This is a genomic window from Pantoea dispersa, from assembly GCF_019890955.1.
Taxonomy (GTDB): domain Bacteria; phylum Pseudomonadota; class Gammaproteobacteria; order Enterobacterales; family Enterobacteriaceae; genus Pantoea; species Pantoea dispersa.
This window is the reverse complement of record NZ_CP082346.1, coordinates 3,618,991-3,643,640: the sequence shown is the minus strand read 5'-3', so window position 1 is coordinate 3,643,640 and position 24,650 is coordinate 3,618,991. Positions and strand designations below refer to the sequence as shown.

Genomic DNA, 24,650 nt, shown 5'->3' with positions numbered 1-24,650 from the left:
CTAAGTTGATAAAGCGGACGTAATTGCCTGATTTTTACGCCGCTCACGCGCGAAAAAGTGAATTTTTTATCCCCTGGGAACAGCGTGCTACCGGGAATAAGCCATCGAGGAGTGTGGTCACACAATGGCAAAAGAGAAAAAACGCGGCTTTTTTTCCTGGCTGGGCTTTGGCAAAGAAGAGCAGCAGCCAGCGGAAGAGCAGGCGCAGCAGCAGCCGACCGATCAACCGGCACCCGCCGCTGAAGAGAGCGCGTTAGCAAGCGCCGAAGCGCAGGCCGCCGAAACCGTGATCGTCACTGAGCAGGTGGCAGAACAGCAGGCCGAATCGTCGGTTCACGCCGACGCTGAAACGCATCCCGTTGCGGAAGCAGAAACCGCAGCCGAATCCGATGCTAACGCTGATGACGCAGAAACCGCTGCCGTCAGCGCGATTGAAGAAGAGGTACTGCCGGAAGATCATCCGCAGCCGGAGCTGATGCCGGTTGAAGAGGAGCCGCAGGCTGAAGAACTGATTATTGAAGCACCGGTTTTATCTGAGGCGCCTCAGCCAGAGGACGCAGAGGACGCAGACGCACCGCTGAGCGATGAAGAGCTGGAAGCGCTGGCGTTAGCGGAAACCTATGCCGAAGACGCGGCAGAAGAGCTTGTGGCGACAGACACCGTGAGCGATCTGCCGCTGGCGGCCGCGCCGATTGTGGCTCAGGAGCAGGAGCGCCCCACCAAAGAGGGCTTCTTTGCCCGCCTGAAACGCAGCCTGGTCAAAACGCGTGAAAACCTCGGATCCGGCTTTATCAGCCTGTTCCGCGGCAAAAAAATCGATGACGAGCTGTTTGAAGAGCTGGAAGAGCAGCTGCTGATTGCCGATGTCGGCGTGGAAACCACCCGCCGCATCATCACCAGCCTGACGCAACAGGCCAGCCGTAAGCAGCTGCGCGATGCCGAAGCGCTGTATGGCCTGCTGAAGGCTGAAATGGCCGGCATTCTGGAAAAGGTCGATGCCCCGCTGGACGTGGCGGGCAAAACGCCGTTCGTTATCCTGATGGTCGGCGTTAACGGCGTGGGTAAAACCACCACCATCGGTAAGCTGGCGCGTCAGTATCAGGCGCAGGGCAAGTCCGTCATGCTGGCGGCGGGTGACACCTTCCGCGCGGCGGCGGTAGAGCAGCTGCAGGTCTGGGGCCAGCGCAACAATATTCCGGTGGTCGCGCAGCATACGGGCGCGGATTCTGCGTCGGTCATTTTTGACGCCATCCAGGCGGCGAAATCGCGCCACGTTGACGTGCTGATCGCCGATACCGCCGGCCGCCTGCAGAACAAAGCGCACCTGATGGAAGAGCTGAAAAAAATCACCCGCGTGATGAAGAAGCTGGACGAAGAGGCACCGCATGAGGTGATGCTGACGATTGACGCCAGCACCGGCCAGAACGCCATCAGCCAGGCGAAGCTGTTCCACGAAGCGGTCGGCCTGACCGGCATCACCCTGACCAAGCTCGACGGCACCGCAAAAGGTGGCGTGATCTTCTCGGTGGCCGATCAGTTTGGCATTCCGATTCGTTATATCGGTGTCGGGGAAGGCATCGAAGATTTACGGCCGTTTAAGGCCGCCGACTTTATTGAGGCACTGTTTGCCCGAGAGGAATAATTGGCATGATTCGCTTTGAAGAGGTCAGTAAGGCTTATCTGGGAGGACGCCAGGCGCTGCAGGGCGTGGATTTCCATTTGCGTCCCGGTGAGATGGCGTTTCTGACCGGCCACTCAGGCGCGGGGAAAAGTACCTTACTGAAGCTGATTTGTGGCATTGAGCGCCCGAGCGCCGGGCAAATCTGGTTCAGCGGTCACGATATTTCCCGGCTGCGTCACAGCGAAGTGCCTTTCCTGCGCCGCCAGATCGGCATGATTTTCCAGGATCACCACCTGCTGATGGATCGTTCGGTCTACGACAACGTGGCGATCCCGCTGATTATTTCCGGCGCCAGCGGCGAGGATATTCGCCGTCGCGTATCGGCGGCGCTGGACAAAGTCGGCCTGCTCGACAAAGCAAAAAGTTATCCGATTCAGCTCTCTGGCGGTGAACAGCAGCGCGTCGGCATTGCCCGCGCGGTAGTGAATAAACCGGCGGTGCTGCTGGCGGATGAACCGACCGGTAACCTCGATAACGCGCTGTCAGAAGATATTTTGCGCCTGTTCGAAGAGTTCAACCGCGTGGGCGTTACGGTACTGATGGCGACGCACGACATCGGGCTGATCGCACGCCGCAATTATCGCGTGATGACGCTTAATCAGGGACGTCTGCACGGAGGCCACGATGGTCAATAAACGTAACAAGCGTCCGGCTGCGCCGAAAGCGGCGAAGCAGCCCTCAAAGAGCAAAGCGCTGAAGGGCGGCTGGCAGGAGCAGTGGCGCTACGCGTGGCGCGGTACGCTGTCCGACATGTATCGTCAGCCGCTGGCGACGCTGCTGACGGTAATGGTGATCGCGATTTCGCTGACGCTGCCCAGCGTGTGCTACATGGTGTGGAAAAACGTCAGCCAGGCCGCCGCGCAGTGGTACCCGGCCCCGCAGCTGACGGTTTACCTCGACAAAGCGCTGGATGACACGGCGGCAGAGAACGTGACCGCCGAGCTGAAAAAGCTCGATGGCGTGGACAAGGTGAACTACCTGACGCGTGAAGAGGCGCAAAGCGAGTTCCGCAACTGGTCCGGTTTTGGTGGTGCGATGGATATGCTGGAGCAGAACCCACTGCCGGCGGTGGCGATCATCACGCCGAAGCTGAACTTCCAGAACTCCGATACCATGGCCAATCTGCGCGATCGCGTGGCGAAAGTGCAGGGCGTGGATGAGGTGCGCATGGATGACAGCTGGTTTGCGCGTTTAGCCGCACTCACCGGGCTGGTGGGGCAGGTGGCGTCAATGATCGGCCTGCTGATGGTGGTGGCGGTGTTCCTGGTGATTGGTAACAGCGTGCGTCTGAGCATTTTTGCCCGGCGCGACACCATCAACGTGCAGAAGCTGATTGGCGCGACCGATGGCTTTATTCTGCGGCCCTTCCTCTACGGCGGCGCGCTGCTCGGTTTCAGCGGTGCGGTGCTGTCGCTGATTCTGTCGGAAGTGCTGGTGCTGCGCCTGCAGTCGGTGGTGGCGCAGGTCGCCTCCGTCTTCGGTACTAGCTTCGCGCTGGAGGGCTTTTCGTGGGATGAAGGTCTGCTGCTGCTGTTAATCGCGGCCATCATCGGCTGGATTGCCGCCTGGCTGGCGACGGTACAACATTTACGTCGTTTTACGCAGCAGTAACCCATAGCAACGATTTTTTGATATACTCTTCCTCTGCTGCCGACGACCTGGGAGCAGAGGATTTCTCCGATTTCCCCCGCCGTCATCTGTGTGTAAAATATTCACTGCTATAATTGAACTTGTGGATAACTTTGACGTCCAAGTAGCACAGATTGCTTTTGGTTTTCACGCGTCGTTGACATAATGTAACGGCTGCGCAGGGAAACGAGCAGCAAGTCCATTGAATTTGTGAGGGTTTGAATGACCAAAGAAATGCAAACTTTAGCGATTGCTCCTCTGGGCAACCTGGAATCTTACGTCCGGGCTGCTAACAACTGGCCGGTATTAACGGCAGAAGAGGAAAAAGCACTGGCTGAGCGGCTGCATTACCAGGGCGATCTGGATGCAGCTAAGACGCTGATCCTGTCTCACCTGCGCTTTGTTGTTCATATCGCTCGTAACTATTCCGGTTACGGCCTGCCGCAGGCGGACCTGATCCAGGAAGGTAACATCGGCCTGATGAAGGCGGTGCGTCGCTTCAACCCGGAAGTCGGGGTGCGTCTGGTGTCGTTTGCCGTGCACTGGATCAAAGCGGAGATTCACGAGTACGTGCTGCGTAACTGGCGTATCGTGAAAGTTGCCACCACCAAAGCACAGCGCAAACTGTTCTTTAACCTGCGTAAAACCAAGCAGCGTCTCGGCTGGTTCAATCAGGATGAAGTCGAAATGGTGGCGCGCGAGCTGGGTGTCAGCAGCAAAGACGTGCTGGAAATGGAGTCGCGCATGGCGGCCCAGGATATGACCTTCGACATGTCGTCTGATGACGATGCGGGCGAAGGCAAGCCGATGGCACCGGTGCTGTATCTGCAGGATAAAACCTCTGACTTTGCCGACGGCATTGAAGAAGATAACTGGGATGCGCACGCCGCTGACAAGCTGAGCGATGCAATGCTGAGCCTCGATGAGCGTAGCCAGCACATTATCCGCGCCCGCTGGCTGGATGATGACAACAAAACCACGCTGCAGGAGCTGGCCGACCAGTACGGTGTGTCTGCCGAGCGCGTGCGTCAGCTGGAAAAGAACGCCATGAAGAAACTGCGTATGGCGATTGAAGCCTGATTAACGGCTGACAGATAAATGGGGCGACCAGCGGGTCGTCCTTTTTTATGCGCGCAATAACCGGCGACGACGTATGACCTGTGCGGATTGCAGCACGGTCGCCATGAATGGCGACCCTACAGGACACGCATGCATAGGCATCGTTAATCACGATCCCACGCAATCTGTACACTCGTTCTGCGCATTCATGCGCACCGCTCTGCACGGCGTAAAATCGCCGCTTAACGCACCCACCCGTCGCTCTGCGCGCGGAAACCACACGCCTGCATAAACGCCGCGCGTACGCGCTGATCGTCTTCGCCGTCATCGGCAACCCACCAGTGATCCAGCGCGCTGTTCTGCGCTATCGTCTCTTCCAGCAGATACTGCCCTACGCCGCGCCGCCGCGTGACTTCACGCACTTCCAGCTGCGTAATCTTGCCCAGCGTGCCGCGAATCTCCAGCCGCAGCGCCCCAAGCAGGCGATCGTTAAAGCGCGCTGCATACAGCCGCTGCGCTTCACTGAGGCTGGCTTCCAGCTGCGCGATATCCTGCTGCGGCCAGACTTTGGCTAAATCCAGTCGATCCTGCGGCGTCAGCGTGCTGATGCGCTGAATAGTGAGCTTCATAACCCTTACCTGTACTGGCAGAAAGGCCTTAGTGTAGCGAATTTAGACAGTCAGAGCGCTGTCACTTTTTTGCGATGAAAAGAGGTCAAATGCCAGCCACTTTGCCAGGATTGTGGAGTAAGCCCGCATCGATCGCTGAAAAAGCCAGCATAACGCGCTGGCCTGGTGGTGAAAAACCGGCCATAAAAACCAGAGTAATCTGCTGTTCCCGTCAGCTTTTACTGAATATGTCAGTTGATTTACAGAAGAAAGTTCCTGTTTAATAACCTGAAAAATAAAGCCTTCTTAACAAAAAATGCCAGAAAAGAGCGCTAACTCATTATTCTCAAATCAGTTTTGCTCTTTTGACTGGCAGATAAATAACCAATCACAACAGACACGACACAACAGATGGGGAAGTTCGCATGAAAATGAGTAAAGGACGCGCATTACTGGCGGGTTGCGTAGCGCTGGCGATGAGCCATGCGGTACTGGCGAAAGACATCAAAATTGCAATTGTCGGTGCGGCAACCGGCCCGGTGGCGCAGTACGGTGACATGCAGTTCACCGGTGCGGCCCAGGCGATCAAGGACATCAACGCCAAAGGCGGCGTAAACGGTGACAAGCTGGTCGGCGTAGAATATGACGACGCCTGTGACCCGAAACAGGCGGTTGCGGTGGCCAACAAAGTGGTCAATGACGGCATCAAATACGTTATCGGCCACCTGTGCTCCTCCTCCACTCAGCCCGCATCAGACATTTATAACGATGAAGGCATTCTGATGATCACCCCGGCGGCTACCGCGCCTGAACTGACCGCGCGCGGCTATGCCGACGTGATGCGTACCACCGGTCTGGATTCCGATCAGGGCCCGACCGCGGCCAACTACATCCTCGATCAGATCAAACCAAAACGTATTGCCGTGGTACATGACAAGCAGCAGTACGGTCAGGGCCTGGCGGAATCCGTGCAGAAAACCCTGAAGGCGAAAGGCGGCAACGTAGTGCTGTTCGAAGGGATCACCGCTGGCGATAAAGACTTCTCCACGCTGATTGCGCGCCTGAAGAAAGAGAACGTTGACTTCGTTTACTACGGCGGTTACTACCCGGAGCTGGGCCAGATTCTGCGTCAGGCTAAAACGGCCGGTCTGAAAGCCGGCTTTATGGGACCAGAAGGGGTCGGCAACGCTTCCCTGTCTAACATCGCGGGTGACGCCTCTGAAGGCCTGTACGTGACGCTGCCGAAGCGCTACGACCAGCTGCCAGACAACAAAGCGATTGTGGACGCGATCAAAGCCAACAGCGCATCAAACCGCAAAGATCCAACCGGCCCGTTCGTCTGGACCACCTATGCGGCTATTCAGTCACTGGTGGCGGGCATTGAGCGCAGCAAAAGCGATGAGCCTGATGCGATTGCTAAAAACCTGAAAGAGGGTGCGCCGGTGCCCACCGTGATGGGTAACCTGAGCTGGGACCAGAAGGGCGATCTGAAGGGCTTCGAATTTGGCGTCTTCAAATGGCACAAAGACGGTTCTTCTACCGCAGTTAAGTAAGCACGCTCCTGAATTGTCCCTCTCCCGATGGGCGAGGGCAGGGTGCGGCACCGCGCACGCGCGCTGAATGAGGCGCTGCGACGCGGTGCTCTTACCCTAACCCGGTGCCGAACGCACCGGGGATTTCCCGTTTACATGCAGGTCCTCACTATGTCCGAGCAGTTTCTCTATTTCATTCAGCAGATGTTCAACGGGGTCACCCTCGGGAGCACCTACGCGCTGATCGCCATCGGTTACACCATGGTTTACGGCATCATCGGCATGATCAACTTCGCCCACGGCGAGGTGTACATGATCGGCAGCTATGTCTCCTTTATCGTGATTGCCGCCCTGATGATGATGGGTATCGACACCTCGTGGCTGATGATTGCCGCCGGGTTCGTGATGGCGGTAATTATCTCCAGCGCCTACGGCTGGAGCATCGAGCGCGTGGCGTATAAGCCGGTGCGCTCCTCCAAACGCCTGATCGCGCTGATCTCGGCGATTGGTATGTCGATCTTTCTGCAGAACTACGTCAGCCTGACGCAGGGCTCGCGCGATCTGGCGCTGCCCAGCCTGATCACCGGCCAGTGGACGCTGGGTGAGAGCAACGGCTTTGCCGCCACGCTCACCACCATGCAGCTGGTTATCTGGGTCGTCACCTTCCTCGCGATGCTGGCGCTGACGCTGTTCATCCGCTATTCGCGCATGGGCCGCGCCTGCCGTGCCTGCGCTGAAGATCTGAAAATGGCCAGCCTGCTGGGCATCAACACCGACCGCGTCATCTCACTGACCTTTGTGATCGGCGCAGCGATGGCGGCCGTGGCTGGCGTGCTGCTGGGGCAGTTTTACGGCTCCATTAACCCGTTCATCGGCTTTATGGCCGGCATGAAAGCCTTTACCGCGGCGGTACTGGGCGGCATCGGCAGCATTCCGGGCGCGATGATTGGCGGCCTGGTGCTGGGCATTGCGGAAGCGCTGACATCAGCCTATCTGTCGACCGAATATAAAGACGTGGTGTCGTTCGCGCTGCTGATCGTGGTGCTGCTGGTGATGCCAACCGGTATCCTGGGCCGTCCGGAGGTGGAGAAAGTATGAAACGCCTCGGTCTGGTTAACGCCGTGGTCTCCACGGTGATGCTGCTGGTGCTCGCCAGCTTCTTTATGGGCATGCGCCTCGATCTCGACGGTACCAAACTGGTGGTGGCGAATGCGGGTGCCGTGCGCTGGAACTGGATCTTCCTCGGCTGCGCAGTGGTGTTTGTGTTCCAGCTGCTGCGTCCGCTGTTGCAGGGCAAGCTCAAACGCAGTGGCAAAGGGCTGGTGCTGCCGGGTTTTGACGGTTCGACACCAAAACAAAAGCTGCTGATGCTGCTGGTGATTGTGGCCGCCGTCGCCTGGCCCTTCTTCGTGTCGCGCGGCAGCGTGGATATTGCCACACTGACGCTGATCTACGTGATGCTCGGCCTCGGCCTGAATGTGGTAGTGGGCCTGTCCGGCCTGCTGGTGCTGGGTTACGGCGGCTTTTACGCCATCGGTGCTTACACCTTTGCGCTGCTGAATCACTATTACGGCTTTGGCTTCTGGGAAAGTCTGCCGCTGGCCGGTATTGTCGCCGGTGCCTTTGGCCTGCTGCTGGGCTTCCCGGTGCTGCGGCTGCGCGGTGACTATCTGGCGATTGTGACGCTCGGCTTTGGTGAGATCGTGCGTATTCTGCTGCTGAACAGCACATCAATCACTGGCGGTCCCAATGGAATCGCGCAGATTCCCAAGCCGAGCCTGTTTGGTATTGAATTTGGCCGGCGCGTCAGTGAAGGCGGCTGGACCACCTTCCACGATCTGACAGGCCTGGCGTACGATCCCAATCACCGCGTGATTTTCCTTTATCTGGTGGCGCTGCTGCTGGTGGTGCTGACGCTGTTCGTCATCAATCGTCTGCTGCGCATGCCGCTGGGGCGTGCGTGGGAAGCGCTGCGTGAAGATGAGATCGCCTGCCGTTCGCTCGGTCTCAGCCCAACGCGCATCAAGCTGACGGCCTTTACCATCAGCGCGGTGTTCGCCGGTTTCGCCGGTACGCTGTTTGCCGCGCGTCAGGGCTTTGTCAGCCCGGAATCTTTTACCTTTGTCGAGTCCGCGTTTGTGCTGGCGATTGTGGTGCTGGGCGGCATGGGTTCGCAGCTGGCGGTAATCCTGGCCGCGATTCTGCTGGTGGTGTCGCGCGAGCTGATGCGTGATTTGAACGAGTACAGCATGCTGGTGCTCGGTGGATTGATGGTGCTGATGATGATCTGGCGTCCGCAGGGGCTGCTGCCGATGAAGCGTCCGCACCTGAAGCTGAAACAGGCAAAACAAGGAGAGCAGGCATGAGTCAGCCTTTATTAGCCGTTGAAGGCCTGATGATGCGCTTCGGCGGCCTGCTGGCCGTCAACAACGTGGCGCTGGAACTGCATCCGCAGGAGATCGTCTCGCTGATTGGCCCCAACGGGGCGGGGAAAACCACGGTATTCAACTGCCTGACCGGTTTCTATAAGCCAACGGGCGGTACCATCAAACTGCGCGATCAGCCATTGCAGGGCCTGCCGGGGCAGAAGATTGCGCGCATGGGCGTGGTGCGGACCTTTCAGCACGTGCGCCTGTTCCGTGAGATGACGGTGATTGAAAACCTGCTGGTGGCGCAGCATCAGCATCTGAAAAGCGGCGTGTTCTCCGGGCTGTTTAAAACCCCGGCGTTCCGGCGCGGCGAGAGCGAAGCGCTGGACCGCGCGGCCAGCTGGCTGGAGCGCATTGGCCTGCTGGAGCTGGCTAACCGCCAGGCCGGAAATCTGGCTTACGGCCAGCAGCGCCGGCTGGAGATCGCCCGCTGCATGGTGACGCGTCCGGAAATCCTGATGCTCGATGAACCGGCCGCCGGCCTCAACCCGCGCGAAACGCACGAGCTGGATGAGCTGATCGCTGAACTACGCGGCGAACACAAGGTGACGGTGTTGCTGATTGAACACGATATGAAACTGGTGATGGGCATTTCTGACCGCATTTATGTGGTGAATCAGGGAACGCCGCTGGCCAACGGTACGCCGGAAGAAGTGCGTAACAACCCGGATGTGATCCGTGCTTATTTAGGTGAGGCGTAACATGGCGAACCCGATTTTAACTTTACAGGGCGTCAGTGCGCACTATGGCCCGATTCAGGCACTGCATAACATCAATCTGCACATCAGCCAGGGCGAAATCGTGACGCTGATTGGCGCTAACGGCGCAGGAAAAACCACGCTGCTCGGTACGCTGTGTGGCGAGCCGCGCGCCACCAGCGGCACCATCACCTTTGATGGCAAAACCATTACCGACTGGCAGACGGCAAAAATCATGCGTGAAGCGATTGCCATCGTGCCGGAAGGCCGGCGCGTGTTTTCGCGCATGACGGTGGAAGAGAACCTGGCGATGGGCGGCTTTTTCGCGACGCGTCAGCAGTATCAGGAGCGCATTGAGCGCGTTTATCAGCTGTTCCCCCGGCTGGCGGAGCGCAAAGTGCAGCGCGCCGGCACCATGTCCGGCGGTGAGCAGCAGATGCTGGCGATTGGCCGCGCGCTCATGAGCCAGCCGCGCCTGCTGCTGCTGGACGAGCCGTCGCTGGGTCTGGCGCCGATCATTATCCAGCAGATTTTCGACACCATCGAACAGCTGCGTAAAGAGGGCATGACCATCTTCCTCGTCGAGCAGAACGCCAACCAGGCGCTGAAGCTGGCCGATCGCGGTTACGTGCTGGAGAATGGTCACGTGGTGCTGGAGGATAGCGGTGAAGCGTTGTTATCCAATGAAGCGGTGAGAAGCGCGTATTTAGGCGCCTGACCGGGCTTTGGTCATGACGTTGGTGCGGTAATTTGCCCTCACCCTAACCCTCTCCCGCACGCGGGAGAGGGAACCGTACGGCAGCGTTTTTCAGGCCAGGTTGCTATCCTGGCATCCTCCCGGACTTCTCTCGCCCTGCAGAAGAAGGCATCAGCGCACCGCCTTTTATCCCCCTCTCCCCGTGGGAGAGGGTCGGGGTGAGGGCATCAGCGCGCACGGCCTTTCATCTCCCTCTCCCTGTGGGAGAGGGCCGGGGTGAGGGCATCAGCGCGCACTAACCCCGTCATACTCCCGTCATAATCCTGTTATTTTTCCGTCATTTCCCCGTGTCATGTTACTTCGCGAACAAAAAATGCGTGATATCGCGCGCGCCACAAGCACAGGAAACCCTTATGTCCGCTTTTACGCTTCGTCCCCGCCTGATGAGTCTGCTGCTCGGTCTGGCGATCAGCGGTAATGCGCTGGCTGCTACCGAAATCCCTTTCTGGCACTCAATGGAAGGCGAGTTAGGCAAAGAAGTCGATTCTCTGGCACAGCGTTTTAACCAGGCTCACCCGGATTACAAAATCGTTCCGACCTACAAAGGCAACTATGAGCAGAGCCTGGCCGCGGGTATCGCTGCGGTGCGCAGCGGTAAGGCACCGGCCATTCTGCAGGTTTACGAAGTGGGCACCGCCACCATGATGGCCTCTAAAGCCATCGTGCCGGTGCATGAAGTGTTTAAAGACGCCGGCGTGCCGATGGACCCGAAACAGTTTGTTCCTGCCGTTGCCGGTTACTACAGCGACAGCAACGGCCAGCTGATCTCGCAGCCGTTTAACAGCTCCACGCCGGTGCTGTACTACAACAAAGACGCGTTCAAAAAAGCCGGTCTCAACCCGGATCAGCCACCGAAAACCTGGCAGGCGCTGGCGCAGGATGCCGCCGCGCTGCGTAAAGCCGGCATGAGCTGCGGCTATGCCAGCGGCTGGCAGGGCTGGATTCAGATCGAAAACTTCAGCGCCTGGCATGGCCTGCCGGTTGCCACCAAAAACAACGGCTTTGACGGTACCGACGCGGTGCTGGAGTTCAACAAACCCGTGCAGGTGCGCCACATCCAGCTGCTGGAAGAGATGAATAAGAAAGGTGATTTCACCTACTTTGGCCGTAAAGACGAGTCGACGTCCAAGTTCTACAACGGCGACTGCGGTATCACCACCGCCTCATCCGGTTCGCTGGCCGACATTAAGCATTACGCCAAATTCAACTTTGGCGTGGGCATGATGCCGTACGATGACACCGTGCCGAACGCACCGCAGAACGCCATTATCGGTGGCGCCAGCTTGTGGGTGATGAAAGGCAAAGATGCAGCGACTTACAAAGGCGCGGCGGAGTTCATGAAGTTCCTCGCCCAGCCGGATATTGCGGCAGAATGGCACCAGAAAACCGGTTATCTGCCGATCACCACCGCGGCTTATGAGCTGACCAAACAGCAGGGCTTCTATGACAAAAACCCGGGCGCCGACATCGCCACGCGGCAGATGCTGAATAAAGATCCGCTGCCGTTCACCAAAGGGATGCGTCTGGGCAACATGCCGCAGATTCGTACCATCGTCGACGAAGAGCTGGAAGGCGTGTGGACCGGCAAACAGTCGCCACAGGCAGCGCTGGACAACGCGGTGAAACGCGGCAACGAACTGCTGCGTCGCTTTGAACAGCAAGTGAAGTAACTCCGTAATGGCGGGATGGACGGTAAGTCCGTCCCGCTGTCTCTTTCTGACGAGCCTGCTATGTCCTCATCATCACGTCCGGTTTTCCGCGCCCGTTTGTTGCCGTATCTGCTGGTGGCCCCGCAGCTGGCGATCACCGCGATCTTTTTTCTCTGGCCCGCCGGAGAGGCGCTGTGGTACTCGCTGCAAAGCATCGATCCGTTTGGCATCTCCAGCACCTTTGTTGGCCTTGATAACTTCCGCCGCCTGTTCAGTGACGACTACTACCTTGATTCGTTCTGGACCACCCTCGTGTTTAGCGCGCTGGTGACGGTATGCGGCATGACATTCTCGCTGCTGCTGGCGGCGCTGGTGGATTACGTTATCCGGCTGAAAAAGCTCTATCAGACGCTGCTGCTGCTGCCGTATGCGGTGGCACCGGTGGTTGCGGCGGTGCTGTGGATGTTCCTGTTCAATCCGGGGCTGGGGCTGTTCAGCCATCTGCTGAACCAGCTTGGCTACAACTGGAACTATGCGCAGAACAGCGGTCAGGCGATGTTCCTGATTGTATTAGCGTCGATCTGGCAGCAAATGAGCTACAACTTCCTGTTTTTCTTTGCCGCGCTGCAGTCCATTCCTAAATCGCTGGTGGAAGCCGCGGCGATTGACGGTGCCGGACCGGTGCGCCGTTTCTTTAATCTGTCGCTGCCGCTGATTACGCCGGTCAGCTTTTTCCTGCTGGTGGTGAATCTGGTTTACGCCTTTTTCGACACCTTCCCGGTGATCGATGCCGCCACCGGCGGCGGGCCGGTACAGGCCACCACCACGCTGATCTACAAAATCTACCGCGAAGGCTTCACCGGACTCGATCTCTCGTCGTCCGCCGCGCAGTCGGTGGTGCTGATGTTGCTGGTTATCGGCCTGACCATTCTGCAATTCCGCTTTGTCGAGCGTAAGGTGCAATACCAATGATTGAAAACCGACGCGGGCTGGATATCTTCGCCCACACGCTGCTGGCGCTGGGGGTGCTGACCATTCTGTTCCCGCTGTACGTGGCGTTTGTCGCCGCGACGCTGGATAACAACGCGGTGTATCAGGTGCCGATGACGCTGGTGCCGGGCCCGCATCTCATCGACAACATCACCCACATCTGGCGCGATGGCGTCAACGGCAGCGCGGCGTTTGGCCTGATGATGCTGAACAGCCTGATCATGGCGCTGGGCATCACCGTGGGCAAAATCACGGTGTCGATGCTCTCGGCGTTTGCGCTGGTGTGGTTTCGCTTTCCGCTGCGCACGCTGTTTTTCTGGCTGATCTTTATCACCCTGATGCTGCCGGTAGAAGTGCGTATTTTCCCGACGGTGGAGGTGATTTCCACGCTGCACATGCTGGACAGTTACAGCGGTCTGACATTGCCGCTGATGGCCTCCGCGACCGCCACGTTCCTGTTCCGCCAGTTTTTTATGTCGCTGCCGGATGAGCTGATTGAAGCGGCGCGCATTGACGGCGCCAGTCCGATGCGTTTTTTCTGGGATATCGTGCTGCCGCTGTCAAAAACCAATCTCGCCGCGCTGTTTGTCATCACCTTTATTTACGGCTGGAACCAGTATCTGTGGCCGCTGCTGATCATCAACGATGCCGGCCTGAGCACTGCCGTGGCGGGGGTGAAAAGTATGATCAACACCAGCGGCGGTCCGACGCAGTGGAACGAAGTGATGGCGGCGATGTTATTAACCCTGATCCCACCGGTGGTGGTGGTGCTTGTGATGCAGCGCGCTTTTGTGCGTGGCCTGGTGGAGAGTGAGAAATAGATGGCAGCGGTAACCCTTCAGACCGTTACGAAATCGTATGACGGCAAAAACCAAATCATTCAGCCGCTGAACATCACCATCAATGACGGTGAATTTATGGTGATGGTCGGCCCATCCGGCTGTGGAAAATCGACGCTGCTGCGCATGGTGGCCGGGCTGGAGCGCGTCACGTCGGGCGATATCTACATCGATGATCGGCGCGTCACCGACATGGAGCCGAAAGATCGCGGCATCGCCATGGTATTCCAGAATTACGCGCTCTACCCGCACATGACGGTGGGAGAAAACATGGCTTACGGCCTGAAAATCCGCGGCATGGGCAAGGAACAGATTACCCAGCGGGTGATGGATGCGGCGCGCAGTCTGGAGCTTGATCACCTGTTGCAGCGCCGTCCGCGCGAGCTCTCCGGCGGCCAGCGTCAGCGCGTGGCCATGGGCCGCGCCATCGTGCGGGAACCGGCGGTGTTTCTGTTTGATGAGCCGCTGTCGAACCTGGATGCGCGCCTGCGCGTGCAGATGCGTCTGGAGCTGCAGCAACTGCACCGCCGGCTGAAAACCACCAGCCTGTACGTCACGCACGATCAGGTTGAAGCCATGACGCTGGCGCAGCGCGTGATGGTGATGAATAAAGGCGTGGTGGAGCAGGTGGGCACCCCGGTGGAGGTGTATGAGCGTCCGGCCAGTCAGTTTGTTGCGTCGTTCATCGGCGCGCCGGCGATGAACCTGCTACCCGGTCAGATTAACAGCGATGGCTCGCGCTTTACGCTCGACGCGCTCAACAGCCTGCCGCTCGGCGCCGGCAAAGCGCGATGGGCCAACCGTCCGCTGACGCTCGGCATTCGTCCCGAGCATATTCAGCTCAGCAGTCGTGAGGCCGGCGGTGTGCCGCTGGTGGTGGATACGCTGGAGATCCTCGGCGCGGACAATCTTGCGCATGGCCACATTGGCAACACGCGGCTGGTGGTGCGTTTGCCGCATAGCGAGCGACCGCAGGCTGGCAGCAGCCTGTGGCTACAACTGCCGCCAGATGCGTTACACTTCTTCGATTCTACCCATGGAAAGCGTCTGGAATGAGTGTAAAAAACTGGCCCTATCCGCACATTGTTGCGCATCGCGGCGGCGGCAAGCTGGCCCCGGAAAACACCCTGGCGGCGATTGATGTCGGCGCGCACTACGGTCATACCATGATCGAATTCGACGCCAAACTGTCACAGGATAAGCAGATTTTCCTGCTGCACGATGACACGCTGGACCGCACCAGCAACGGCTGGGGCGTGGCGGGCGATCTGCCGTGGCAGCAGCTGGCGCAGCTGGATGCCGGCAGCTGGTTTAGCCGTGAATTTGACGGTGAACCGCTGGCATTGCTGAGCGAGGTGGCCGCGCGCTGCCGCCAGCATCAGATGATGGCCAACATTGAGATCAAACCCAGCAGCGGTACAGAGGTAGAGACCGGGCGCGATGTGGCGCTGGCCGCACGAACGCTGTGGCAGGGACAAACGGCACCGCTAATGTCCTCGTTCTCGTACGCGGCGCTGGAAGCGGCGATGCAGGCCGCGCCGGAGCTGCCGCGCGGCCTGCTGCTGGATGAGTGGCACGACGACTGGCAGGCGCTGACCGCCGCGCTCGACTGCGTCTCCATCCATTTAAATCATCGCTTGCTGGACGTCAGACGCACCGCCGCGCTTAAAGCCGCCGGTCTGCGTATTCTGGTGTATACCGTGAATCAGCCCGCGCGGGCGCGCGAGCTGCTGAGCTGGGGCGTGGATGCCATCTGTACCGATCGCATTGATGCTATCGGCCCGGACTTCCGTTAATTGCCGTACTGCGTTTGTGTATTGCTATTCTGCTGGCCCGGCTGCGACTGAATCACGCGCTGCCGGGCGCTATCGCGCCGCTCCTGCAGCTTACGCTGCATCTCCTGATTTTGCTGCTGCTGATCCTGACGCAACTGCTGCTGCTGTTGCTGCTGCTGGACCTGCATGCGCGTCTGCATCCGCTGCTGGCTTGGGTTATAGCCGGGTTGATTCGGTTGGTTAGTGTTGTTCAGCATGTTCGCCATGCCGCTCAGCGGCATCAGTGCCGCGATAACAATCAGCCATTTTTTCATGGTGTTCCTCCATCAGTGCGGCCTGCTGTGTGAGGTTGCTCGCCACCCGGCAGCAACCGCCGCAACCATAAGTTTATGCGATATCACAAACCCCAAAACCAGGAGTGCACCTAATTTGGCTTAACTGCTATCTTTTTTACAGTATTTGCAAACACTTGCAGCAATCAATAACAAATGTAAACAACTGAAAGGATGGTGGCGGGATGAGGATACATAACGGTGTGCGCCAGTTCGGCTGGGCGCTGTTAATGAGTTTTACCGTGGTGCAGGGGGCGCAGGCGGCGCCAGCCAGCGCACCGCCGGTGTCATATGGCGTCGACAGCGACACCTTTCATCCGGTGAAAGCGCAGCACGGGATGGTTGCATCAGTGGACGCCATGGCAACCCGGGTGGGCGTCGATATCCTCAAACAGGGGGGTAACGCGGTAGATGCAGCGATTGCGGTGGGCTTTGCGCTGGCGGTCACCCACCCGCAGGCGGGCAACCTGGGCGGTGGCGGCTTTATGCTGCTGCGCACCGCTGCCGGCCGCACCACCGCCATCGATTTCCGCGAGATGGCGCCGGCGCGTGCCTCGCGCGATATGTTCCTGGATAAGCAGGGCAATGCGGATAGTAAGTTATCACTCACTTCTCATCTGGCTTCCGGCACGCCGGGAACCGTAGCCGGTTTTGCCCTGGCGGCGCAAAAGTATGGCACGCTGCCGCTCAGCACGCTGCTGGCGCCGGCGATCAAGCTGGCGCGCGACGGCATCATCGTTAACGATGCGCTGGCTGACGATCTCGCTACCTACGGTAAAGAGAACCTGATCAACCACGACAACAGTCGCGCCATTTTCTACAAAGCCGACGGTCAGCCTTACCAGAAGGGCGATCGCCTGGTGCAGAAAAACCTCGCGCACAGCCTGCAGCTGATTGCCCAACAGGGGCCGGATGCGTTCTACAAAGGCAAAATTGCCGATGAGATCGCTGCCGAAATGGCGCAGCACGGCGGACTGATTGGCAAGGCGGATCTGGCGGCCTACCGCGCAGTGGAACGCAAGCCGGTAAGCGGCAGCTACCGTGGCTACGAGGTGTTCTCCATGCCGCCACCGTCGTCCGGCGGCATTCATATCGTGCAGATCCTCAATATCCTGGAAAACTTCGATCTGGCGAAATGGGGCTTTGGCAGCGCGGACGCGATGCAGGTTATGGCCGAAGCGGAAAAATATGCCTACGCCGACCGCTCCGAGTATCTCGGCGATCCCGACTTCGTTAAGGTGCCACAGCAGGCGCTGACCAGCAAAGCCTACGCCAAAACGCTGGCCCAGCAGATTGACGTCAACAAGGCGCGCCCCTCAGCCGACATCAAGCCCGGCAAGCTGGCACCGTACGAGAGCAATCAAACCACTCACTTCTCGGTGGTGGATAAAGACGGCAACGCGGTGGCGGTGACCTACACGCTGAATACCTACTTTGGCAGCGGCGTGGTGGCCGGTAACAGCGGCATTCTGATGAACAATGAAATGGATGATTTCTCCGCCAAGCCGGGCACGCCAAACGTCTATGGCCTGGTGGGCGGTGAGGCGAACGCGATCCAGCCGGCCAAACGTCCGCTGTCATCAATGTCGCCAACCATTGTGGCGAAAGACGGTAAAACCTGGCTGGTGACCGGCAGCCCGGGCGGTAGTCGGATTATCACCACCGTGCTGCAAATGGTGGTGAACAGTATCGATTTCGGCATGAACGTGGCGGAAGCCACCAATGCGCCGCGCTTCCACCATCAGTGGCTGCCGGATCAGCTGCGCGTCGAGAAGGGCTTCAGCCCGGATACGCTGCGTCTGCTGGAAGCAAAAGGTCAGCATGTGAAAGTGCTGCCGGCGATGGGCAGCACGCAGAGCATCATGATTGGCCCGGACGGCATGCGCTACGGCGCGTCCGACCCGCGCTCGGTGGATGATTTGAGTGCCGGGTATTAACGTCGCGCAATAAATTGCGCCGCTACCTCACCGTGCACTGGCCGGTAGCGGCGCGATTCATCGCGCATTCCCTTTCAGACGCGCCATGTAGTGCGTATCGATCATCTGGCCGTCGCGGACCGCGAAACCTCTGGCGGTACCTTCAATCTCAAAACCAAACTGCTGATACAAACCCATGGCCTGGTAATTATCCGCAAACACTGTCAGTTCAATCCGCGTGACCTGCAGCCAGTTGTCGCACAGATCCACCATCGCCGCCATCAGCGCTTTACCCACGCCGCGCCGATGGAATGCCGGATCAACGCCCATGCCGATAGTGGCGCAGTGACGGCGGCGTGCCACCGCCATAACTTCCAGCGTCAGCTGACCGACAACCTGCCCGTCAATACAGGCCACCAGCATGGTGACATGGGGACGGGGATTCGCGAGCCGCTCCTGCCAGAGTGACGGTGACTGATACGGCAGATGCAGCGTGCCCGCCTGGGTTTCCGGCTGGCTATAGATACGCGTCAGAACGGCGGCATCTTCGGGCGTTGCGTGACGAACAGTAACCTGACTCATAAAGCAGCTCCTTGCAATCAGTGAATGAAATCCCCTTTAACATCAGGGAATTCGAGCGCAACGTCAACGGTAAAAAAATCGGGAAAGGGCTTTACAGACGCGAATGATAATGATTATTATTGTCAACGCGAGTCCGGCAGCGTCTCCTGACAAACCGGGTAAGCACGACATTGCTCACATTGCTTCCAGTGTTTCTTAGCCAGCTCGGGTGCTGGCTTTTTTTTTGCCTGCGCCTCAGGCGCCCGCCGTCCTCAGTACTTTATCCCTCTTTTCCTTCCGTGGCCGCAACGGCATAACATGACAAAAAAATGATAAACTCAGCGTATCTCTGACCTCAGGCGCACACGATGAAGAAGAAAAGACCGGTATTACAGGATGTTGCCGATCGCGTCGGCATCACAAAAATGACCGTCAGCCGCTACCTGCGGAACCCCGAGCAGGTCTCTGCGGCGCTGCGCGACAAAATCGCCGTGGCGCTGGATGAACTCGGCTATATCCCCAACCGTGCGCCCGACATGCTCTCTAACGCCACCAGCCGCGCGATTGGCGTGCTGCTGCCCTCGCTCACCAACCAGGTGTTTGCCGACGTGCTGCGCGGCATTGAAACCGTGACCGATGAAGCGGGCTATCAGACGTTGGTGGCGCACTTCGGCTATAACCCGCACAAAGAGGAGCTGCAGCTGCGTTCACTGCTGGGCTGGAATATTGATGGCGTGATCCTCACCGAACGTTCCCACACGCCGGGCACGCTGCGCATGCTGGAAGTGGCGGGCATTCCGGTGATCGAAATGATGGATTGCGTCACGCCGTGTCTTGATATGGCCGTGGGCTTCGACAACGTCGAGGCGGCGCGGCAGATGACGCATGCTATCCTCAGGAAAGGCCATCGTCACACCGTCTATCTGGGCGCGCGCCTCGATGAGCGTACGCTGCAAAAGCAGCAGGGCTACGAACAGGCGATGCGCGAAGCCGGGCTGACGCCACACAGCGTCATGATGGAAGATGCCTCCTCCTTCAGCGCCGGTGCCCAGCTGCTGCGCGAGGCGCAGAAGCGCTATCCGCACACTGACAGCCTGTTCTGTACCAATGATGACCTGGCGGTAGGCGCGATGTTTGAGTGCCAGCGCCAGGGGTTGCGCGTGCCGGAGCAGATGGCGATCGCCGGCTTTCACGGCCACGACATCACGCAGGTGGTCAATCCGCGGCTGGCTACGGTGCTGACGCCACGCGAACGCATGGGGCGTGAATCAGCCGCCATGCTGCTGGCGCGGATTGGCGGCGATCGCAGCGTGACCGCGCCGCTGGATGTCGGTTTTGAGATTGCCGAAGGTGGCAGCATCTGATTTTGGCGATTTTTTGAGTCAGTTCACACTTTCGTGCTTTTCCGCCTGACAAGGGTTGCCAGCGTCTGAGCGCGCTCGGACAATGGCAATCAAAATTGTTATCGGTAACATTGGCAGCTTAACCTGCCGGAGCGCAAAACCATGACCACGCCATCTCCATCGCACCACGTCTTTATCCTGATGGGTGTTTCCGGCAGCGGAAAGTCTGCCGTCGCCAATCAGGTGTCTCATCAGCTCAGCACCGCGTTTCTGGATGGTGATTTCCTGCATCCGCGCAGCAACATCACCAAAATGGCGGAAGGCCATCCGCTGAACGACGACGATCGCCAGCCGTGGCTGCAGGCGCTGAATGATGCGGCGTTCGCGATGCAGCGCACCCAGGCGATCTCGATCATCGTCTGTTCAGCGCTGAAAAAGTCCTATCGCGACATCCTGCGTCAGGGCAATCACAACCTGAAATTCATCTATCTGAAGGGCGATTTTGCCACCATTGAGTCTCGTCTCAAGGCGCGCAAAGGCCACTTCTTCAAACCGCAGATGCTGGTGACACAGTTTGAAACCCTGCAGGAACCGGGTGCCGACGAGCCGGATGTGCTGGTTGTCGATATCAATCACTCACTGGATGAGGTAGTTGCGGCCACGGTTGCGACCATCGAGGGCGCAATCAACAAGGGCTAGTCATGAGTACCGCAACGCTGGTGTTAACCGCAGCAGGCTCTGTCCTGCTGCTGCTGTTTTTGGTGATGAAAGCGCGGATGCACGCCTTTGTCGCCCTGATGTTAGTATCGATGGGTGCCGGTCTGTTCTCCGGTATGCCGCTGGATAAAATTGCCGAGACCATGCAAAAAGGCATGGGCGGCACGCTCGGCTTTCTCGCCATTGTGGTGGCGCTGGGCGCCATGTTCGGCAAAATTCTGCATGAAACCGGTGCGGTCGATCAGATCGCCATTCGCATGCTGAAAACCTTTGGCGAGCGGCGCGCGCACTATGCGATGGGCATTGCCGGGCTGATCTGTGCGCTGCCGCTGTTCTTTGAAGTGGCCGTAGTGTTGTTGATCAGCATCGCCTTCGCTGTGGCACGCCGCACCCACGATAATCTGGTCAAACTGGTGATCCCGCTGTTTGCCGGCGTCGCCGCCGCGGCGGCCTTTTTGCTGCCCGGACCGGCACCGATGCTGCTGGCGGCGCAGATGCACGCTGACTTTGGCTGGATGATCCTGCTGGGGCTGTGCGCGGCGATTCCCGGCATGCTGATTGCCGGTCCGCTGTTTGGCAACCTGATTGCGCGCCATGTGACGTTCAGCGCGCCGCCGGAAGATCATCAGCCGGACGTCAGCGAGGGCCAGCTGCCGTCGTTTGGCTTTAGCCTGTCGCTGATTCTGTTCCCGCTGCTGCTGGTCGGGCTGAAAACCATCGGCGCGCGCTTTACCACACCGGATACACGTCTGTATGCGTGGCTGGAGTTTATCGGCCATCCGTTTACCGCCATCCTGCTGGCGCTGCTGGTAGCGATTTACGGCCTGGCTTACCGTCAGGGCATGGATAAAGAGAAGGTGATGCAGGTATGCGGCAGCGCGCTGCAGCCGGCGGGGATTATTCTGCTGGTGATTGGTGCGGGCGGCGTGTTCAAACAGGTGCTGGTGGATTCCGGCGTTGGCCCGGTGCTGGGCCACGCGCTGACCGGCGCCGGCATGCCGATTGCGCTGGCCTGTTTTATTCTCTCCGGCGCGATTCGGGTGATTCAGGGCTCGGCCACGGTGGCCTGTTTAACCACCGTCGGGCTGGTGATGCCGGTGATTGAACCGTTGCATTACAGCGGTGCGCAGCTGGCGGCGCTGTCGATCTGCATTGGCGGCGGCTCGATTATTATCAGCCACGTCAACGATGCCGGTTTCTGGCTGTTCGGCCGCTTCACCGGTGCCACCGAAGGCGAGACGCTGAAGACCTGGACGCTGATGGAGACGATTCTCGGCACCACCGGCGCCATCGTCGGGATGATCGCGTTTAGTTTGTTGTCGTAATGGCAATGCGCAATAAATTGCGCCGTTACAGATTAATGCACAGCCTGTAGCGGCGCGATTTATCGCGCGTTGTAAAAATGATTAATCCACCTCGCGCTCATCGTCCGGCTGGTCCAGCACGGTGTACGCCACCGCACAGAACAGCGAATTCAGGCGCTTCATATCTCCCAGCAAACCTAAATGCAGCGAACTGGTTTCGATGCTTTGCACATTCTGCCGGTGCAGGCGCTCGACGTGGGCGTGGGAATAACGGCGAATCAGGATGCGGAAACGGTGCTTGGCACGGCGCAGGCGCTTCGCGCTGGTGACGTCGTGCGACAGAAACACCGACAGGCTCAGGCGCAGGTTGCTTAACACCTGCTCCTGCAGCGAATTCAGCTCTTCCAGCCCTTCCGGCGAAAACGCCCGGCGCGCCTGCAGCGATTTGTCCGCCACGTCGGCGCTCATGCGTTCAATAATGTCGCCTGCCTGCTCCAGATTCAGCGCCATCTCAATCACCTCGGCCCAGCGGCGTGAATCCTCTTCCGCCAGGTCCTCCTTCGGCATGCGCGCCAGATAGAGCTTAATGGCGGTGTACAGCACGTCCACATCATCATCCAGCCGCCGCACCGCGCGCTCCTCGCGCAGTTCGCCCATCACCACCTTGTTGAAGCTCTCCAGCATCTGCTCCACCACATCGCCAATGCGCAGCGTCTCCCGCGCCGCGTTGGCCAGCGCCAGCGCCGGGGTATCCAGCGCGCTGCTGTCGAGGTGCTTAGGTTTGAGATGGGTCTGGTTTTCCGCATCGTCGGCGATCATGCGGCGGCACAGGCGCGCCATCGGTTCGGCAAACGGCACCATCACCAGACAGCGCACCAGGTTGTAGAACACGTGGAAGAAGATCACCATCTCTTCATCGTTAACCGGGAGCTTATCCAGCAGATCGGCGATGTAATCGACAAACGGCAAAATAACGATGCTGCCAATCAGCTTGAACAACAGGCTGCCGAGCGCCACCCGCTTGCCGGCAGCATTGGATCCGCTGGCGTTGATCATTGCCAGCAAGCCGCTGCCGAGGTTAGCGCCAATCACCAGACACAGCGCCACTTTGAACGAGATAACGCCGGTGGCGGTCAGCGTGGCGGTAATTAGCACCGCAGCCAGGCTTGAGTAGCTGATGATGGCGAATACCGCGCCAATCAGCGCATCCAGCATGATATCGCCGGTCAGCGTCGAGAACAGCACCTGCACGCCAGCGGCCTGCGTAATGGGTTTGGCGGCGGCGACAATCAGCTGCAGCGCCAGCAGAATCAGCCCGAGGCCGATGGCCGCGCGTCCGATCTGACCGGCGCGCGTCTGTTTGCGGCTGAGGAAAAATACCACGCCAAAAAAGATAAACAGCGGCGACAGCCAGGAGAGATCGAAGGTCAGGATACGCGCCATGATGGCGGTCCCGACGTCAGCTCCCAGCACCACCACCAGCGCGGGCGTCAGGCTGACCAGATTCTGCGCCACAAATGAGGTGACTAATAACGTGGTGGCGTTACTGCTCTGCACCAGCGCGGTAACGCCAATCCCGGCAAGAAACGCCATCGGTTTTTTTTCCACGCTGCGGCTTAACACGCGACGCAGATCGGCACCGTACACGCGCATCACGCCGGTGCGGACAATGTGGGTGCCCCATACCAGCAGGGCGACGGCGGAGAGAAGGTTAAGCAGGGTTAGCACGAATAAAGGCTCCTATGCGCCAGGCAGAAAACAGGCGGCTGCCTGCCTGGCGATAAGCACAGCCGATAAATACCTGCGTCGCGCTGCGTTGCCAATTTTTCGTTTAATTTAAGCGACCTGGCGCAACGTCGACATCTCTAACTGTAGTCCAATCTGCATGCCGGCGGGGTGTAAATCTGCCACGCTGCGGTTGAGCACATCCACCGACAACTCGACCTGATTTGCCAGCACGCGATAGCGGATCACGTTCCCGAGCAGGCTATGGCTGAGAATGGTGGCCGCGATGCCTGCCTGCGGTGCGCACAGCAGGATGGATTCCGGACGAATCGCCACCTGGCAGCTGAACGGCTGGCCGGTCAGCTGCGTTGCCTGTTCGGCGCTCAGCAGGTTGTAGTTACCAATAAAGCCCGCGGCGAACAGATCCACCGGCTGGGTATAGAGCGTTTCCGCGTTGCCGTTTTGCACAATGCGACCGCGATTCATCAGCACAATACGGTCCGACAGCGTCAGCGCCTCTTCCTGATCGTGGGTGACAAAAATGGTGGTCAGCTTCAGCTCCTGCTGAATGTGGCGAATCTGCTCGCGCAGATGGCGGCGAATGCGGGCGTCCAGCGCCGACAGCGGTTCATCCAGCAGCAGCAGGCGCGGCCGCGTCACCAGCGAACGCGCCAGCGCCACGCGCTGACACTGACCACCCGACAGCTGATGCGGATAGCGGCGCGCGAAGTCGGCCAGTTCCACCAGCGCCAGCGCTTCCATCACGCGTTGCTGAATCTCACCGGCGGGCAGTTTCTGCATCTTCAGGCCAAAGGCGACGTTCTTCTCTACCGTCATATTGGGAAACAGCGCATAGCTCTGGAACACCATGCCAATGGTACGTTTCTGCGGCGGCAGCGGCACCAGATCCTGGCCCTGCAGCAGAATGGTGCCGCTGTCGACATCGGTCAGGCCGGCGATGCAGCGCAGCAGCGTTGACTTGCCGCAGCCGCTCGGGCCGAGCAGGGTGACAAACTCACCTTCATCGGCGCTGAAATCGATGTTTTCAAAAATGGTGGTCGGGCCGTAGCTTTTATTCAGTTGGGTAACGTTCAGGTAACTCATGG

General features: G+C 58.9%; 23 protein-coding genes. 18 read left to right on the top strand and 5 right to left on the bottom strand.

The genetic code is table 11. From position 1 onward, the window contains the following. Nucleotides 1-124: 124 nt before the first annotated feature. The 4 genes from ftsY (at nt 125) to rpoH (ending at nt 4,390) form a co-directional block, all read left to right on the top strand. Nucleotides 125-1,642: a signal recognition particle-docking protein FtsY gene (gene ftsY / locus K7H94_RS17050; protein ID WP_222951388.1), complete on the top strand. Its 1,518-nt coding sequence runs from the start codon at nt 125-127 to the stop codon at nt 1,640-1,642. Between the two features lie 5 nt (nt 1,643-1,647). Further along, nucleotides 1,648-2,316 carry a cell division ATP-binding protein FtsE gene (gene ftsE / locus K7H94_RS17045; RefSeq protein ID WP_021508011.1) on the top strand — a complete coding sequence of 223 codons (669 nt, stop codon included), beginning with the start codon at nt 1,648-1,650 and terminating at the stop codon, nt 2,314-2,316. Continuing rightward, nucleotides 2,306-3,292 carry a permease-like cell division protein FtsX gene (ftsX, locus tag K7H94_RS17040; protein WP_222951387.1) on the top strand — a complete coding sequence of 329 codons (987 nt, stop codon included), beginning with the start codon at nt 2,306-2,308 and terminating at the stop codon, nt 3,290-3,292. Before ftsE ends, ftsX begins: the two co-directional genes overlap by 11 nt. A gap of 240 nt (nt 3,293-3,532) precedes the next feature. Then, on the top strand, nt 3,533-4,390 hold the full coding sequence (gene rpoH, locus K7H94_RS17035; protein ID WP_021508009.1) for an RNA polymerase sigma factor RpoH: 858 nt from the start codon (nt 3,533-3,535) through the stop codon (nt 4,388-4,390). 221 nt (nt 4,391-4,611) lie between these two features. Here the strand turns inward: rpoH and panM are convergent, their stop codons facing one another. After that, complete coding sequence (gene panM / locus K7H94_RS17030) at nt 4,612-4,998, bottom strand: aspartate 1-decarboxylase autocleavage activator PanM (protein WP_021508008.1); 387 nt, start codon at nt 4,996-4,998, stop codon at nt 4,612-4,614. 404 nt (nt 4,999-5,402) lie between these two features. Between panM and K7H94_RS17025 the strand changes: the two genes are divergently transcribed. The 10 genes from K7H94_RS17025 to ugpQ all read left to right on the top strand — a co-directional run bounded on the left by K7H94_RS17025 (nt 5,403) and on the right by ugpQ (nt 15,667). Then, entirely contained in the window at nt 5,403-6,530 is a 1,128-nt protein-coding gene (locus tag K7H94_RS17025) for a branched-chain amino acid ABC transporter substrate-binding protein (RefSeq protein WP_021508007.1), read from the top strand. Nucleotides 6,531-6,680: 150 nt separating this feature from the next. Beyond that, on the top strand, nt 6,681-7,607 hold the full coding sequence (livH, locus tag K7H94_RS17020) for a high-affinity branched-chain amino acid ABC transporter permease LivH (protein WP_010615899.1): 927 nt from the start codon (nt 6,681-6,683) through the stop codon (nt 7,605-7,607). Continuing rightward, on the top strand, nt 7,604-8,875 hold the full coding sequence (locus tag K7H94_RS17015) for a high-affinity branched-chain amino acid ABC transporter permease LivM (RefSeq protein ID WP_058780903.1): 1,272 nt from the start codon (nt 7,604-7,606) through the stop codon (nt 8,873-8,875). The genes livH and K7H94_RS17015 overlap by 4 nt, the downstream gene beginning before the upstream one ends. Further along, nucleotides 8,872-9,639, top strand: coding sequence for a high-affinity branched-chain amino acid ABC transporter ATP-binding protein LivG (gene livG, locus K7H94_RS17010; RefSeq protein ID WP_021508005.1), 768 nt, complete (start codon nt 8,872-8,874; stop codon nt 9,637-9,639). Before K7H94_RS17015 ends, livG begins: the two co-directional genes overlap by 4 nt. Before the next feature lies 1 nt (nt 9,640). After that, nucleotides 9,641-10,354, top strand: coding sequence for a high-affinity branched-chain amino acid ABC transporter ATP-binding protein LivF (gene livF, locus K7H94_RS17005; protein ID WP_010615896.1), 714 nt, complete (start codon nt 9,641-9,643; stop codon nt 10,352-10,354). A gap of 392 nt (nt 10,355-10,746) precedes the next feature. Then, the gene (gene ugpB / locus K7H94_RS17000) at nt 10,747-12,063 is read left to right on the top strand and encodes a sn-glycerol-3-phosphate ABC transporter substrate-binding protein UgpB (protein ID WP_058757579.1); all 1,317 of its coding nucleotides are present in this window, start codon (nt 10,747-10,749) and stop codon (nt 12,061-12,063) included. A gap of 60 nt (nt 12,064-12,123) precedes the next feature. Beyond that, on the top strand, nt 12,124-13,014 hold the full coding sequence (gene ugpA, locus K7H94_RS16995; RefSeq protein WP_031279792.1) for a sn-glycerol-3-phosphate ABC transporter permease UgpA: 891 nt from the start codon (nt 12,124-12,126) through the stop codon (nt 13,012-13,014). Then, nucleotides 13,011-13,853, top strand: a complete 843-nt coding sequence (gene ugpE, locus K7H94_RS16990) for a sn-glycerol-3-phosphate ABC transporter permease UgpE (RefSeq protein ID WP_021508002.1) — start codon at nt 13,011-13,013, stop codon at nt 13,851-13,853. Before ugpA ends, ugpE begins: the two co-directional genes overlap by 4 nt. Next, nucleotides 13,854-14,927 carry a sn-glycerol-3-phosphate import ATP-binding protein UgpC gene (locus tag K7H94_RS16985; protein WP_021508001.1) on the top strand — a complete coding sequence of 358 codons (1,074 nt, stop codon included), beginning with the start codon at nt 13,854-13,856 and terminating at the stop codon, nt 14,925-14,927. Continuing rightward, the gene (gene ugpQ / locus K7H94_RS16980; protein WP_222951386.1) at nt 14,924-15,667 is read left to right on the top strand and encodes a glycerophosphodiester phosphodiesterase; all 744 of its coding nucleotides are present in this window, start codon (nt 14,924-14,926) and stop codon (nt 15,665-15,667) included. Before K7H94_RS16985 ends, ugpQ begins: the two co-directional genes overlap by 4 nt. Here the strand turns inward: ugpQ and K7H94_RS16975 are convergent. Next, nucleotides 15,664-15,960, bottom strand: a complete 297-nt coding sequence (locus K7H94_RS16975; RefSeq protein ID WP_058757576.1) for a DUF2756 domain-containing protein — start codon at nt 15,958-15,960, stop codon at nt 15,664-15,666. The two genes, ugpQ and K7H94_RS16975, sit on opposite strands and share 4 nt — an antisense overlap. A 203-nt stretch (nt 15,961-16,163) precedes the next feature. On the opposite strand from K7H94_RS16975, the gene ggt reads away from it, so the two are divergent. Next, nucleotides 16,164-17,915: a gamma-glutamyltransferase gene (gene ggt, locus K7H94_RS16970; RefSeq protein ID WP_021507998.1), complete on the top strand. Its 1,752-nt coding sequence runs from the start codon at nt 16,164-16,166 to the stop codon at nt 17,913-17,915. A 57-nt stretch (nt 17,916-17,972) separates the two neighbouring features. On the opposite strand, the gene K7H94_RS16965 is transcribed toward ggt, so the two are convergent. Beyond that, the gene (locus K7H94_RS16965; RefSeq protein ID WP_058757575.1) at nt 17,973-18,476 is read right to left on the bottom strand and encodes a GNAT family N-acetyltransferase; all 504 of its coding nucleotides are present in this window, start codon (nt 18,474-18,476) and stop codon (nt 17,973-17,975) included. Nucleotides 18,477-18,823: 347 nt separating this feature from the next. Between K7H94_RS16965 and gntR the strand changes: the two genes are divergently transcribed. From gntR to gntU, 3 genes are all read left to right on the top strand, one after another. Next, nucleotides 18,824-19,819 (top strand): gluconate operon transcriptional repressor GntR, encoded by a 996-nt coding sequence (gene gntR / locus K7H94_RS16960; RefSeq protein ID WP_222951385.1) that lies wholly within the window; start codon nt 18,824-18,826, stop codon nt 19,817-19,819. 141 nt (nt 19,820-19,960) lie between these two features. Next, entirely contained in the window at nt 19,961-20,497 is a 537-nt protein-coding gene (gene gntK, locus K7H94_RS16955) for a gluconokinase (RefSeq protein ID WP_010615889.1), read from the top strand. 2 nt (nt 20,498-20,499) lie between these two features. Then, entirely contained in the window at nt 20,500-21,840 is a 1,341-nt protein-coding gene (gene gntU, locus K7H94_RS16950) for a gluconate transporter (RefSeq protein ID WP_058757574.1), read from the top strand. Between the two features lie 81 nt (nt 21,841-21,921). On the opposite strand, the gene K7H94_RS16945 is transcribed toward gntU, so the two are convergent. Then, nucleotides 21,922-23,547, bottom strand: coding sequence for a Na/Pi cotransporter family protein (locus K7H94_RS16945; RefSeq protein ID WP_031279764.1), 1,626 nt, complete (start codon nt 23,545-23,547; stop codon nt 21,922-21,924). A gap of 108 nt (nt 23,548-23,655) precedes the next feature. After that, nucleotides 23,656-24,648, bottom strand: a complete 993-nt coding sequence (locus K7H94_RS16940; protein ID WP_222951384.1) for an ABC transporter ATP-binding protein — start codon at nt 24,646-24,648, stop codon at nt 23,656-23,658. Between the last annotated feature and the right edge of the window lie 2 nt (nt 24,649-24,650).